The sequence below is a fragment of the Corallococcus sp. AB045 genome, from assembly GCF_003668895.1.
Classification (GTDB): Bacteria; Myxococcota; Myxococcia; order Myxococcales; family Myxococcaceae; genus Corallococcus; species Corallococcus coralloides.
The window spans coordinates 1-13,256 of record NZ_RAWN01000232.1; the positions used below are offsets into that span (position 1 = coordinate 1).

The 13,256-nt window shown below is 70.5% G+C and carries 11 protein-coding genes and 1 pseudogene; 4 read left to right on the forward strand and 8 right to left on the reverse strand.

Annotation, left to right across the window (positions count from 1 at the left end):
- The first annotated feature begins 204 nt into the window (after positions 1-204).
- The 4 genes from D7Y21_RS35550 to D7Y21_RS35565 are packed head-to-tail and all read left to right on the forward strand — an operon-like array spanning position 205 to position 5,143.
- Complete coding sequence (locus D7Y21_RS35550; RefSeq protein ID WP_120565396.1) at positions 205-864, forward strand: B12-binding domain-containing protein; 660 nt, start codon at positions 205-207, stop codon at positions 862-864.
- 4 nt (positions 865-868) lie between these two features.
- The gene (locus D7Y21_RS35555) at positions 869-1,573 is read left to right on the forward strand and encodes a hypothetical protein (RefSeq protein WP_121718050.1); all 705 of its coding nucleotides are present in this window, start codon (positions 869-871) and stop codon (positions 1,571-1,573) included.
- Entirely contained in the window at positions 1,570-3,618 is a 2,049-nt protein-coding gene (locus D7Y21_RS35560; protein ID WP_120565398.1) for a hybrid sensor histidine kinase/response regulator, read from the forward strand. The genes D7Y21_RS35555 and D7Y21_RS35560 overlap by 4 nt, the downstream gene beginning before the upstream one ends.
- A complete protein-coding gene (locus tag D7Y21_RS35565; RefSeq protein ID WP_121718051.1) occupies positions 3,599-5,143 on the forward strand; it encodes a response regulator in 1,545 nt (514 codons plus the stop codon). Before D7Y21_RS35560 ends, D7Y21_RS35565 begins: the two co-directional genes overlap by 20 nt.
- Before the next feature lie 18 nt (positions 5,144-5,161).
- On the opposite strand, the gene D7Y21_RS35570 is transcribed toward D7Y21_RS35565, so the two are convergent.
- From D7Y21_RS35570 to D7Y21_RS35605, 8 genes and pseudogenes are all read right to left on the reverse strand, one after another.
- Positions 5,162-5,527 carry a helix-turn-helix transcriptional regulator gene (locus D7Y21_RS35570; RefSeq protein WP_120559818.1) on the reverse strand — a complete coding sequence of 122 codons (366 nt, stop codon included), beginning with the start codon at positions 5,525-5,527 and terminating at the stop codon, positions 5,162-5,164.
- Positions 5,528-5,869: 342 nt separating this feature from the next.
- On the reverse strand, positions 5,870-7,330 hold the full coding sequence (locus D7Y21_RS35575) for a TolC family protein (RefSeq protein ID WP_121718052.1): 1,461 nt from the start codon (positions 7,328-7,330) through the stop codon (positions 5,870-5,872).
- The gene (locus D7Y21_RS35580) at positions 7,330-8,562 is read right to left on the reverse strand and encodes an ABC transporter permease (protein ID WP_120565401.1); all 1,233 of its coding nucleotides are present in this window, start codon (positions 8,560-8,562) and stop codon (positions 7,330-7,332) included. Before D7Y21_RS35580 ends, D7Y21_RS35575 begins: the two co-directional genes overlap by 1 nt.
- Positions 8,559-9,305, reverse strand: coding sequence for an ABC transporter ATP-binding protein (locus D7Y21_RS35585; protein WP_120565402.1), 747 nt, complete (start codon positions 9,303-9,305; stop codon positions 8,559-8,561). The genes D7Y21_RS35580 and D7Y21_RS35585 overlap by 4 nt, the downstream gene beginning before the upstream one ends.
- Before the next feature lie 72 nt (positions 9,306-9,377).
- Complete coding sequence (locus D7Y21_RS35590; RefSeq protein WP_120565403.1) at positions 9,378-10,712, reverse strand: efflux RND transporter periplasmic adaptor subunit; 1,335 nt, start codon at positions 10,710-10,712, stop codon at positions 9,378-9,380.
- 45 nt (positions 10,713-10,757) lie between these two features.
- On the reverse strand, positions 10,758-12,194 hold the full coding sequence (locus D7Y21_RS35595; protein ID WP_121718053.1) for a HAMP domain-containing sensor histidine kinase: 1,437 nt from the start codon (positions 12,192-12,194) through the stop codon (positions 10,758-10,760).
- Positions 12,191-12,928 carry a response regulator transcription factor gene (locus tag D7Y21_RS35600; RefSeq protein ID WP_120565405.1) on the reverse strand — a complete coding sequence of 246 codons (738 nt, stop codon included), beginning with the start codon at positions 12,926-12,928 and terminating at the stop codon, positions 12,191-12,193. The genes D7Y21_RS35595 and D7Y21_RS35600 overlap by 4 nt, the downstream gene beginning before the upstream one ends.
- A 154-nt stretch (positions 12,929-13,082) precedes the next feature.
- A pseudogene (locus tag D7Y21_RS35605) lies at positions 13,083-13,256 on the reverse strand (long-chain fatty acid--CoA ligase); the annotation flags it as partial.

Here is a 13,256-nt window from a genome sequence, read left to right on the forward strand (position 1 = left end):
CCGTTTCCCCCCACCCCGGCCACCCCGGGCCGGGAAATCCCGGCTTCCGCGCGCTCAACCCGGGAGTCCGCTTGACCTGCAAGCAGAAAAGCGACCGTTCGATCCGCAGGACTGGGGACTGTTCACTTACGGAAGCGGGAGAACGCTCCGGGGTTTAACGGAAGCTGGAACGCCCCTACCCTGCCCCGTCCGCCTCCCGCTCCCGTGCTCCAAACGACCCCTGCCATCGACTCGCTGCGGGCGCGGTATCTGGCCGCGCAGCTCTCCGGGAACCGCCAGGAGGCCCTGCGCCTGCTCGTGGACGAGGGCCTGCTGTGCGGCGTGCCCCTCCAGGAGCTCCACCTGGACGTCATCCAGGCCGCCCAATACGAAATCGGCCGGCTCTGGCAGGAGAACGTCATCTCCGTGGCCCAGGAACACCTGGCCACCGCCATCTCCCAGTACGTCCTCGCCCACCTGTACCGCCACCTGCCCCGCGACCCGTCCAACGACAAGGTCGTGTTGATGGCGTGCGTGGAGGGCGAACTGCACGAAGTGGGCGCGCGCATGGCCAGCGACTTCCTGGAGATGGCCGGCTTCGACGTGCGCTTCCTCGGCGCCAACGTGCCCGCGGATCACCTGGCCCGCATGGTGCGCGAGTCCCCGCCCGACCTGCTGGCCCTCTCCGTCTCCATGCCCTTCCACATGCCCCAGGTCCGCGAGGCCGTGCGCAAGGTGCGCGAAGTGTCTCCGTCCCTGCCCATCGCCGTGGGCGGGCTCGCCTTCGACTGGGGGCCCGTTCTCGAAGAGGAGCTGGCGGTGTCCTTCTTCGGCAAGAGCGTCCGCGAGCTGGTCGCCTCCGCCTGCCGCACCCTCGGGGTCTGACGCCATGCCGCACGTGAGCCTCCAGGTGGAAGCGCGGACCACGCCGCTCGCTTCCGCCTCTGTTCGAGCTTTGTACGAGGATCCGTTCTGGGCCGCGCGCTACGGCATCCAGCGCGCCCGCCGCTTCGGTGACGAGGACGCCGTCTTCCACGTGCGCTACCTCGTGCAAGCGCTGGACGCGGCGCGCCCCGCCATCCTCGAGGACTACGCGCGCTGGCTGCGCACCCTGCTCGTCACGCGCGGCATGTGCTCGGTGCACCTGGATCAGCACTTCGAAGGGCTCGCCCGCGCGCTCCAGGCGGAGGGCTTCGGCCCGGACTCCCTGCCCTACTCCTACGTCCAGTCCGCCCGCCAGGCCCTGCGGTACAAAGAAGGGCCCGCCCACGCCGTGGAGTCCGACGCCGCCGCCATCATCAGCGCGGTCGTCCGGCGGACGGAGGGCCCGCTTCCCGCCGGAAGCCGCCCCCGCCTGGAACAAGAGGTGCGGCTCCAACTGTCCTATCTCTCGGATGCGCTCGCCCTGGGTCGCGACGACCTGTGGAACGCCCATCTCCAGTGGTACGCGGGCTTCTGGCCCCAACGGGGACTGTCCCCCCTGACCCTTCCCCACCTCCTGGACGCCTTGAGGGCGGCCCTGGAGGACGGCCCCCCTGAAGCTCTGACGTTGCTCGCACGGATGCCCGATTCGTGGGAGGAGACCCACTCATGATGAAGGAAGACGACCGCGCCTCCGGGATCTTCGAATCCCTCAGCCGCGAGCTGGCGTTGGCCTGCGATGCGGAAGGCACCGTCGTCTGGCGCGACGAGCGCGCCGCGCGCCTCCTGGACGTCAAGCCAGGCCAGACGCTGAAGAGCCTGGCCAGCCACGGCAGCGAGACCAAGGTGGAGAAGCTGCTCGTGCAGGCGCGCGAGGAGGCCGTGGACAGCTGGGAGCTCATCCTCCAGAGCCAGCACAAGCCCGCGACGTTCGCCTTCCGCGCCCGGCCGCACGAGGGCGGCATCGCGCTGGTGGGCAGCCTGGTGCCGGAGGACTACGGCGCCGCGCTCACCCAGGTGAGCACCACGCTGGGCGAATTGTCCGCGCTCCACCGCGAGACGGAGCGCCAGCAGCACGAGCTCAAGCGCCGCGCGGAGGAGCTGGCCCGCCTCAACCGCGAGCTGGAGGAGTCCAACAAGGGCGTGCGCACCCTGCACGCCGCCCTGGACGAGAAGGCGGAGAGCCTCCAGCGCGCGTCCGAAATCAAGAGCCGCGTGGTGGCCAACGTGAGCCACGAGTTCCGCACGCCGCTGCACTCCATCCTCGGGCTGTCCAAGGTGCTGCTCAACCCGCTCAACGGCAACCTCGCGCCGGAGCAGGAGAAGCAGGTCCAGTTCATCCGCGGCTCGGCGGAGGCGCTCTTCGAGCTGGTCAACGACCTCCTGGACCTGTCCAAGGTGGAGTCCGGCAAGACGACGCTGCGTCACACCCGCTTCGTCGCGTCCGACCTCATCAGCGCGATGCGCGGCATGACGCGTCCCCTGGTGGCGCCGGACTCGACGGTGGCGCTCGACTTCGAGGAGCCGGCGGAGCCCCTGGAGCTGGAGACGGACGAGGCCAAGCTCAGCCAGGTGATGCGCAACCTCATCTCCAACGCGCTCAAGTTCACCGAGTCCGGCTCCGTCACGGTGTCCGCGGCCCGGGGCCCGCGCGACACGGTGGTGTTCACCGTGAAGGACACGGGCATCGGCATCGCGCCGGAGAACCACGAGCGCGTCTTCGAGGAGTTCATCCAGGTGGACAGCCACCTGCAGCGGCGCGTGAAGGGCACCGGCCTGGGCCTGCCCCTGGCGCGCAAGCTGACGGAGCTGTTGGGTGGCACGCTCACCGTGCAGAGCCGGCTGGGGGAAGGCGCCAGCTTCGTCATCACCCTGCCGCGCGTCCACCCGGAGGTGTCGGAGATGACGGGGCTCACCCAGCGCAGCGCGACGCTGGACCCCTCGCGCGCCCCGGTGCTGGTGCTGGAGGACGACCGCCAGACGCTCTTCCTCTACGAGAAGTACCTGGCGCGCTCCGGCTTCCAGGTGCTGCCCGTGCGCAGCGTGGAGGAAGCGCGCAAGGTGATGCAGCGCGTGCGCCCCGCGGCCATGGTGCTGGACGTGATGCTGGAGGGCGAGACGAGCTGGAGCTTCCTCGCGGAGATGAAGAACGGGGAGCAGACGCGCGACATCCCCGTCCTCGTCGTCACCGTGACGGACCGCGAGCAGAAGGCGCGCGCCCTGGGCGCGGACGAGTTCTGGCTCAAGCCCGTGGACGAGGTGCGCCTGCAGAAGAAGCTGACGGCGATGGCGCGCACCGGGCCGGTGGAGCGGGTGCTCATCATCGACGACGACGACGTGCACCGCTACCTGCTCAAGCAGCTGCTCAAGGACACGTCCTTCCAGCTGCTGGAGGCGGCCAATGGCCGCGAGGGCGTCCGCATCGCGCGCGAGCACGCCCCCCACCTCATCTTCCTGGACTTCGTGCTGCCGGACATCACCGCCTTCGACGTGCTGGACGAGCTGAAGGCGGATCCGCGCACGCGCGACATCCCCATCATCCTGCACACCTCCCACCAGCTGCAGGAGCCGGAGCGCCAGCGGCTGGCGCGCGAGACGTCCGCCATCCTGGCCAAGCACACGCTCAGCCGGGAGGTGGCCATCACCCGCATCCGCGACGCGCTGTCCAAGGCGGGGCTGGGGAACCGGGAACTGCGTGATGGGAGCTCCCGTGGCTGAGGAGTCGCGTCTGGCAACGGTCCTCAACGTCAACGACGACGAGGCCAACCGGTACCTGGTCAACCGCATCCTGGAGATGTCCGGCTACCACGTGCTGGAGGCGGCCACCGGCATGGCGGCGCTCCTCATGGCGGAGGAGCACCGTCCGGACGTCATCGTGCTGGACGTGAAGCTGCCGGACATCAGCGGCTATGAGGTCTGCGCGCGGCTGAGGTCCAACGCGGCCACGGCCTCCATCGCGGTGATGCACACGTCCGCGACGTTCGTCACACCGGACAAGAAGGTGCAGGGCCTGGAGGGCGGCGCGGACGCGTACCTCACCCAGCCCTATGAGCCGTCGGAGCTCATCGCCACGGTGCGCTCGCTGTTGCGCCTGCGCCACGCGGAGCAGCAGGCCCGGCTGCGCACGGATCAGCTCATCGAGATGGACCGGCGCAAGGACGAGTTCCTGGCCATGCTGGCCCACGAGCTGCGCAATCCGCTCGCCGCCATCATGACGTCCATTGGCATCCTGGAGCGCAAGGCGCCCTCGGACACCAAGGAAGCGCGGATGCACGGCATCATCCAGCGCCAGACGCACCACCTGGCGCGGCTGGTGGACGACCTGCTGGACGTCAGCCGCATCACCCGGGGCAAGGTGGAGCTGCGCAAGGAGCCGGTGAGCCTCACGGCGACCTTCCAGCAGGTGCTCTCCATCCTGCGCCCCCGCGTGGAGTCCCGAGGCCTGAAGCTGGAGGTCCACCTGCCCCGCGCGCCGCTGTGGCTGGAGGGCGACGCCACGCGCCTGGAGCAGGTCTTCACCAACCTGGTGGACAACGCGGCCAAGTACACGGACGAGGGCAGCGTCACCGTGGAGCTGTTCCAGGAGGGCATGGACGACAGCGCGCAGGCGGTGCTGCGGGTGAAGGACACCGGCATCGGCATCTCGCCGGAGAAGCTGCCCGCAATGTTCGAGCTGTTCGCCCAGGCGGACACGTCCCTGGAGCGCTCACGCGGGGGCCTGGGCATTGGCCTCACCCTGGTGCGCACGCTGGTGCGGATGCACGGCGGCACCGTGGAGGCGGCCAGCGGAGGCCCGGGCCAGGGCAGCGAGTTCGTGGTGCGGCTGCCCCTGCTGCCCGCGGACCACGCCCCCCTGGCGGCCGGGGCGAACCTCCTGGACGCGCGGCGCGCGCGGCGCATCCTCCTGGTGGAGGACAACTCGGACGCGCGCCAGTCCATGCGCGACCTGCTGGAGCTGTGGGGTCACCAGGTGGCGGTGGCCCAGGACGGCTTGCAGGGCGTGGCGTTGGCCCTGGAGCACGCGCCGGACCTGGCGCTGGTGGACATTGGTTTGCCGGGGCTGGACGGCTACCAGGTGGCCCGGGCGCTGCGCGCGCGCGTGGGGCAGAACCTGCGGCTGGTGGCGCTCAGCGGCTACGGCGACCCGGAGGCCTACCAGCAGGCCCTGAAGGCCGGGTTCGACGTGCACCTCACCAAGCCGGTGCGGCCCGCGGACCTGGATCGCGTCCTGTCGAACCTCTGAAAGTGGGAGTGGGGGTGGCTACCGCCGCGTCAGCGCGTTGGCCACCAGGCCCAGCAGCTTCACCTGGGCGGGATCCAGCTGACGCACGCTGCGCAAGAGCCGGCGCACTTCCGGACGCTCCGGCGTGGGCGGCGGGGCCTCGCTGGCGCGCGACGGCGGAGCGCCCTGCGCCGCGAGTCCCAGCAGCTCGTCCGCGGAGACGTGCAGCTCGTGACACAGCTTCAGCAGGGTCTGGACGCTGGGGAGCATACCGCCGCGTTCGAGGCGGCCGTACACTTCCGTGGCCACGTCGATTCGCTCGGCGACGTCGGCCTGCGTAAGCTCCATGCGGCCCCGGGCGACCCGTGCCGATGCGCCGATGGTGGTTGCGAGTTTCTTGTCCATGCCTTCGCTTGCCGACCCGAAACGTTTGGCCGACGGCATAGGACGTATAGAGGCAGACAGACAGAACTTGCCGGGTCAGCCTCCCATTGTTCACCCATAGGGTCGCTGCGCGGGAGGTGGACTTTCGGAGTCCGGGCAACCCCGACACCCATGGCTCTTTTGAGACGGAGCGCCCTCTGGAAACAGCCTCCGGCAGGTGCATCGCCGCGTGTTTCCAGGCTTGTCCGGAGGTGACCCACGACGTTGGACCCGCCGTTTCCTACGGTGTTCGGGCGTCCTGCCGCCACTGCCACCCTTCAGGGTTGGCTCATGTTTCAGTGCCGTCCAGATACACCGCTGTCACTACCCCGAGGCCAGGGTGGTCAACTCCACCGTACCCAGCGCGCGCGCCAGCTCCGCGCGGGAGGTGGCCAGGTCGTACGTCGCCTGCACCTGCTGGGCGGCGGCGTTGGTGAAGGCCACCTGCGCGTCGCTCACCTCGATGATGTTGCCCACGCCCGCGCGGTAGCGCCCTTCGGCCAGCCGCAGCCGCTCGCGCGCGTTCACCTGGGCCTCGTCCGCGGCGGTGAGCGCCTCGCGCGTGGCCGCCACGTTGAGCCGGGCCTGCTCCACCTGGAGCCGCACCTGCTGCCGGAGCGCGTCCTTCTGCGCCTGGAGGTCGCGCAGGTTGGCGTTGGCCTCGCGCGTCTGCGCGTTGACGAGCCCGCCCTGGAACAGCGCCCAGCTCAGCTGGATGCCGCCCTGCGCGCTCAGCGTGGCGTCGTTGAACGGGTTCGCCCCCACGTCGGACAGGTTGCCCGAGGCGCTCAGGCTGGGCAGGTGGCCCGCCTTGGTCACCTTCACCTGAGACTCCTGCGCGGAAATCTGCCGCTCGCGCGCGGCGACGTCGGGGCGGGCCTCCAGCGCGCGCTTCACCAGCGCGTCCAGCACCTCGTCCTCGCCCGCGATGGCCGCCACCGTCACGTCCTGCACGGTGTAGTCGGTGGCCGTCTCCACGCCCATGGTCTGGTTGAGCTGCGCCTTCGCGGTGGCATAGGCGTTCTGCGCGCGGATGAGCGCCACCTGCGCGTTGGCCTTCGCGGTGCGCTGCTGGAGCAGGTCGATCTCCGGCCGCGAGCCCACCTGCACGGACGCGTTCACCTGGTTGAGCCGGGCCTCCTCGCTCTGGAGCGTCTCGCGCGCCACGCCCAGGAGGGCCTTCTGCGTGAGGACGTTGAAGTACGCCGAGCGCACGTTGCGCAGCGCGTCCTGGAGCACCTGCTGCTGCGAGTTCTCCTGCGCGCCCGCCGACTCCTTCGACGCGTTGTAGCGGCCTGACGTCTTGCCGAAGTCGTAGATGAGCTGGTTGGCGGCGATGCTGCCGCTGAAGCGCCGCGTGGAGTTGGACACCACGCCGGTGTCGCTGCCCGGCACGTTCTGGATGACGGCCCGGTTGCTGGTGCCCAGCGTGTAGCCAGCGTTGGCGCTCACCTGCGGCAGGAAGCTGGAGAAGGACTGATCCACCCGGGCGTACGCCGCGTCGGTGCTCGCCTGCGCCGAGCGCAGCGACGGCTGGTACTGGCGCGCCGCGGCCTCCGCGTCCGCCAGGGTGATGACGCGCCCCTCGGCGGCGGACATCGTCAGGGACTGCTGCACGGCCGGAGGCGTCACGGGCTTCGCCGGGGCCTGGGGCGTCGTGGCCGGGGCCTGGGTGGCCGGGGCCGTCGCCGGAGCCTGGGCCTGCGGGGTGGCGGGCTGGGCCGGCTGGGCCCCCGCGACCACGGGCAGGACGCACAACGAAAGCGTCAACGGAAGCGCGCGCATCACTCGTACCTCAGTGCATCGATGGGATCCAACAGGCTCGCCTTGCGCGCCGGATACAGCCCGAAGACGACCCCAACCAGGCCGCTGAACACGATGGCCAGCAGCGCGACGTCAGGACGGACCAGCATGGGCCAGCCGAACTGCGCGGCGAGCAGCTTCGCCACGCCCAGCCCCACGGCCGCGCCGATGATGCCGCCCAGCACCGCCAGCGTCAGCGCCTCGATGAGGAACTGCGCCAGGATGTCGCGCGGCCGGGCGCCCACCGCCACGCGCACGCCAATCTCGCGCGTCCGCTCGGTGACGCTCACCAGCATGATGTTCATGATGCCGATGCCGCCCACCACCAGCGACACCGCCGCGATGGCCGCGAGCAACAGGCTCAACGTCTCCGTGCTCTGCTGCTGGCCGCTGGCCACCTCCGCCAGGTTGCGCACATCGAAGTCGTTGGCGTCGTCCTCGCCCAGGCGGTGACGCTCGCGCAGCAGGTTCGTCACGTCCGTCTGGGCCTTGGCCGTGAGGTCCGCGCTGGCCGCCTGCACGAACACCGCGCCGGTGATGTACGCACCCAGGCTCTGCGCCTGCACCTGCCGTTTGAACGTGACGGCCGGCACGAACACCGTGTTGTCGAAGTCCTGGCCCACGGGCGACTGTCCCTTGGGCGCCGTCACGCCCATCACGGTGAAGGGCGTCTTGTTGATGCGGATGACCTGCCCCACGGGGTTGAAGCCCTTGCCGTAGAGGTTGTCCACCACCGTCTGGCCCAGCACCGCCACCTTCGCGCCCGCCTCGTTGTCCGCGTCCGTGAAGTGCGCGCCCTTCGCGATGGTCCAACTGCGCACGGCGAAGTAGTCCGTCGTGGTGCCGATGATGCTGGTGTTCCAGTTCTGGTCCTCGCTGAACACCTGCGCGTTGGAGCGCATCTCCGGCGCCGCGCCGCGCACGGTGGACAACTGCGTGCGCACGGCCTCCAGGTCGTCCCAGGTGATGGTGGGCTGGCTGCCGAAGCCGCCGCGCGCGCCACCGGACTTGGACGAGCCCGGCAGGATGATGAGCAGGTTGGTGCCCATGGAGTCGAAGACCTTCTGCACGCTGGCCTTCGCGCCGTCGCCAATGGCGACCATGGCGATGACCGCGCCCACGCCGATGATGATGCCCAGCGCGGTGAGCACCGAGCGCGTCTTCGAGCGCAACAGCGCACGCAGCGCCAGGACGAGCGTTTCCAGGATGTTCATGTCCCCACCTCCTCGGCGGGCACCACCGCCGGGTTCGGCGTCTGGCGTCTGTCGTTCACGATGCGCCCGTCCTTCACCACCACGATGCGCTGGGTGTACTCGGCCACGTCCGGCTCGTGCGTCACCAGCACCAGCGTCATGCCTTCCTTCTGCAACTGCTGGAACAGCGCCATCACCTCCACCGTGGTGCGCGAGTCCAGGTTGCCCGTGGGCTCGTCCGCGAGGATGACGCGAGGCCGCCCCACCAGCGCCCGCGCGATGGCCACGCGCTGCTGCTGACCACCGGAGAGCTGCTTCGGGTGGTGGTCCAGCCGGGCCCCCAGCCCCACGCGCTCCAGCGCCTCCTTGGCGCGCACGCGGCGCTCCTTGGCGGGCACGCCCGCGTAGAGCATGGGCAGCTCCACGTTCTCCAGCGCGGTGGTGCGCGCCAGCAGGTTGAAGCTCTGGAAGACGAAGCCCAGGGTGCGGTTGCGCACGCGGGCCAGGCCGTCGCGGTCCAGGCGGGCCACCTCGCGGCCGTTGAGCAGGTACTCACCGGAGGTGGGCCGGTCCAGGCAGCCCAGGATGTTCATCAGCGTGGACTTGCCCGAACCGGAGGAGCCCATGATGGAGACGAACTCCCCGGACTCCACCGTGAAGTCCACGCCGCGCAGGGCCCGCACCTCCACGTCGCCGGACTTGTACACCTTCGCCACTTTGTTGAGCTGGATGACGGGGGGTGCCCGCTTCGTGTCCGCGTCCATCGGTCTGCCTCTGTCCCTTCCCCTGCCCGCGATGCCTGTGGAGATGACTGTGATTGGAACGGCCGCGCGCGCCTAGAATCCGCCCCGGCGCCCGCCGCCCATGCCCCGGCCGCCGCCACCGAGGGGGCTCGCGCCCGACGGAGCCGCGGAAGGCGTGGAGCCCGCCGGCGAGTTCGCGGCGGTGATGACGCGATCACCGGACTTCAATTCACCTTCCACGACCTCCGTGAACGTGCCGTCCGTCATGCCGGTGCGCACGTGCACGGCGACAGGCTGCGGCTTCTGCTCCGGCTGGCGGCGCAGCACGTAGACGGTGCGCATGCCGGCCGGGGCCTGCTGTGCCGGGGCCTGCGCGGCCGCGTCCGGAGAAGGCACCGGGCGGTAGCGCAATGCCGTATTGGGCACGGACAGGGCCTGGTCCTTCTGCTGCGTGACGATGGTCACGTTGGCGGTCATGCCCGGCTTGAGCTTCAGGTCCGGGTTCGGCACGTCGATGACGGCCAGGTAGGTCACCACGTTCTGCACGGTGATGGCCTCGTTGCGGATCTGCCGGATGACGCCGTTGAAGGTCTCCCCCGGGAAGGCGTCCACGGTGAAGGTGGCCTTCTGGCCGGGCTGCAGCTTGCCCACGTCCGCTTCCGCGATGCTGGTGTTGACCTGCATCTTGCGCAGGTCCTCCGCGATGGTGAAGAGCACGGGCGCCTGGAGGGACGCGGCCACCGTCTGCCCCACGTCCACGCTGCGCGAGATGACGATGCCGTCCGTGGGCGACACGATGGTCGTGTACTTGAGGTTCACCTCCGCCTCGTTGAGCGCGGCCTGCGCCTGGGCCACCGAGCCCTCCGCGGCCGTCACCTCCGCCTGCCCGTTGGCGGCGGCGGACTCCGCCGTCTCCAGCTCGGACTGGGAGATGAACTGCTGGGCGCGCAGCTCGCGCGAGCGCACGGCCTGCTTCTTCGCCACGTCCGCGTTGACGCGCGCCTTCTGGAGGTTCGCGCGCGAGGCCATCATGTTCGCCTTCGCCCGGTCCAGCGCGGCCTGCACCAGCTGCGGGTCGATGCGGGCGATGACCTGCCCCTTCTTCACCTGGGAGTTGTAGTCGACCATCAGCTCCTGGATGCGACCGGAGACCTGACTGCCGACCTGCACCGTCACCAGCGCCGCCACGGTGCCGGTGGCCGTCACCTTGGCCGTGAGCTTCCGGGCCTCGGCGGAGGTCGTCTCGTAGGTGACGGCGTCCGCCTGGTTTCCAGCGCGCATGCGCCAGAACACCCCCGCGCCCGCCACCACCAGGATGGCCAGGACCCAGGCCCAGCGCGGGATGCCACGCTTGCGACCCTCGTCCTCATCCAGCTCCACCGGCGCCAGGGCCGGCGCTTCCCGCGGCATCTCGCTCAAGGCCTTCATGCCCCTTATCTACGTTTTGAAATGTTTCGGCGAATCTCGTCTCTATTACGAAAGATGACCCGCGGCGAGGCGGCCGTCCGGTGTGTCCGCCGCTCCCACTCCGGGGAGCACGACACGCGCGGTGGTGCCCTGGCCTGGCTGGCTCTCCAGCGTGAGGCGGCCGTGGTGCGCATCCAGGATGCGGCGCACCAGCGCCAGCCCCAGGCCCACGCCGCCGGTGGTGCGGGCGCGGCTGCGGTCGGTGCGGAAGAAGGGCGTGCCCACGCGCTCCAGGTCCTGCGCTTCGATGCCGATGCCCTGGTCCTGGATGTCCACCTGGAGGCTGTCGCCCGCCGCCCGGGCGTGCAGCTTCACGGTGGTGCCGGGCTCCGAGTATTTCCCCGCGTTGTCGAGCAGGTTGTCCAACACGCGCCGCAGCAGCACGGGGTCCGCCTCCAGCGTGGGCAGCGTGCCGTCCACCTGGACCTCCAGCCGGTGCTTCGGCCGGGCGGTGTGGAAGCGGGCGACGGCCTTGTCCAGGAGCGCGTTCGCGTCCACGCGCTCCAGGCGCAAGGGGGGCACGCCGCTCGCGCCCTCCGTCACCAGCTCCAGGCGGGACGTGGTGAGCACGTCCGACACCAGGCGCTCCAGCTCCGACAGGTCCTCGGTGATGTCGGGCAACAGCTCGCGCGCCGTCTGCGCGTCGCCCTCCGCGGCCAGGTCCAGCGCCACGCGGATGCGGGACAGGGGCGTGCGCAGTTCGTGCGACACGTTGGCGAGCAGCTCCTTCTGCGAGCGCAGCAACTGGGTGATGCGGCCGGCCATCTCGTCGAAGGCCTCGGACACCAGGCCCAGCTCGTCCTTGCGGCGCAGGCCCGCGCGCACGTCCAGCCGCCCTGCGCCGAACGCGCGCGCCGCGGACGCCAGCTTCTCCAGCGGGCCCGCGAGCGTGCGTGCGAAGACAACGGAGGTGATGGCGGTACACGCCAGCACGAGCCCCACGATGATGGCCGTCTGCCGGTCGCCGTCCGGCGGTGGCGGCGGCGGGGGCAGGGACACGGCGGCATAGACCTGGATGGGGCCCGGGTAGGGGCTCACCACCAGCATGCGGCCCGGGCCGCTGCCAGCCCCGGGGAACGGTCCACGCGGGCCGCTGCGGGTGACGCGCGAGCTGATGGCGGAGAGTTCCTCGGGCCTGAGCGCGGGCACCGGGTCCGGCCGCGTGTTGCCGAGCAGCGTCCCGTCCGCGGCGCGCAGGGTGACGCGCATGCCCATGCGCTGCTGGGCGCGTTCGAGCGACGCCTGGAGCTCCGCGGGGTTGTCGCGCAGGGCGGACCACTCGTCGACGAAGTAGGACAGCTCGTCGTCGAAGCGGTTGCGCCAGGACTCGTTGCGCAGGAGGTCGCGCGCGAGCATGAGCGACACGCCCACGAGGAGAATCTGGATGACCCCCACCAGGTAGATGCGGGGGAGCAGGCCCATGGGCAGACGGAAGAACTTCACGACTCCGCCTCGGGCTCGGTGGCCAGCATGTAGCCGGCACCGCGGACCGTCTTGAGCAGGCGCGGGTTACGGGGGTCCACCTCCAGCTTCTGACGCAGGCGGAAGATGTGCACGTCCACCGAGCGGTCGAACACCTCGTCCGCGCTGCCCTTCACCAGGTCGAGCAATTGCTCACGGCTGAGGACGCGGCCGGCGCGCTCGGCCAGGACGCGCAGCAGGCTGAATTCGTAGGTGGTGAGGGACAGCGGCTTGCCGTCCAGGGACGCGCTCAGGCTGCGCGGGTCCAGCACCAGGCGGCCCGCGTGCACGGGGTGGCTGGTGGGGCCCACCTTGCCGCGAGCGCGGCGCACCTGGGCGCGGATGCGGGCGAGCAGCTCGCGCGACGAGTAGGGCTTGGGCAGGTAGTCGTCCGCGCCGGACTCGAGGCCGAGGACACGGTCGGCCTCCTCGCCGCGCGCGGTGAGCATGATGATGGGGACGTCCGTGCGGGTGCGCAGCTCGCGGCAGACCTCCAGGCCGTCGCGGCCGGGGAGCATGAGGTCCAGGAGGATGACGTCGTAGGTGTGGCGGGACGTCTGGAGGAGCGCGTCGGTGCCGGAGGCGGAGACGGTGACGATGATGCCGTGCTCCTGGAGGTACCGGGCGGTGAGCCGCGCCAGACGTTCATCGTCCTCGACGAGGAGCACCTGGATGGTGGCCTCCTCGGAGGGCGTGGGGCGTGGGGTCGTCTCCATGGGTCGGGTCTCCGCGAGGGATGCGGTCCGCCTCCGGGCCGCGACCTGCAACCTCTCACCCCTACATTTCCAGGGGGCTACGGGCCCATGACGAAATATTACGGACGCAGGTCCGGCGGCACATCCCAGGGGGACGGCCGCAACGAACGGAAATTCAGGGCTCGCCGTGCAGCCGGGTGAGCGCCCGCCGGTCCACCTTGCCCGCCGGGGTGCGAGGCAGGGCCTCCAGCAGCCGCAGCGTCCGGGGCAGCTTGTAACGGGCAAGCCGGCCCGAGCAGAAGGCCGTGAGCGCCTCCAGGGTGGGGGCCGCACCGGGCCGGGGGACGAC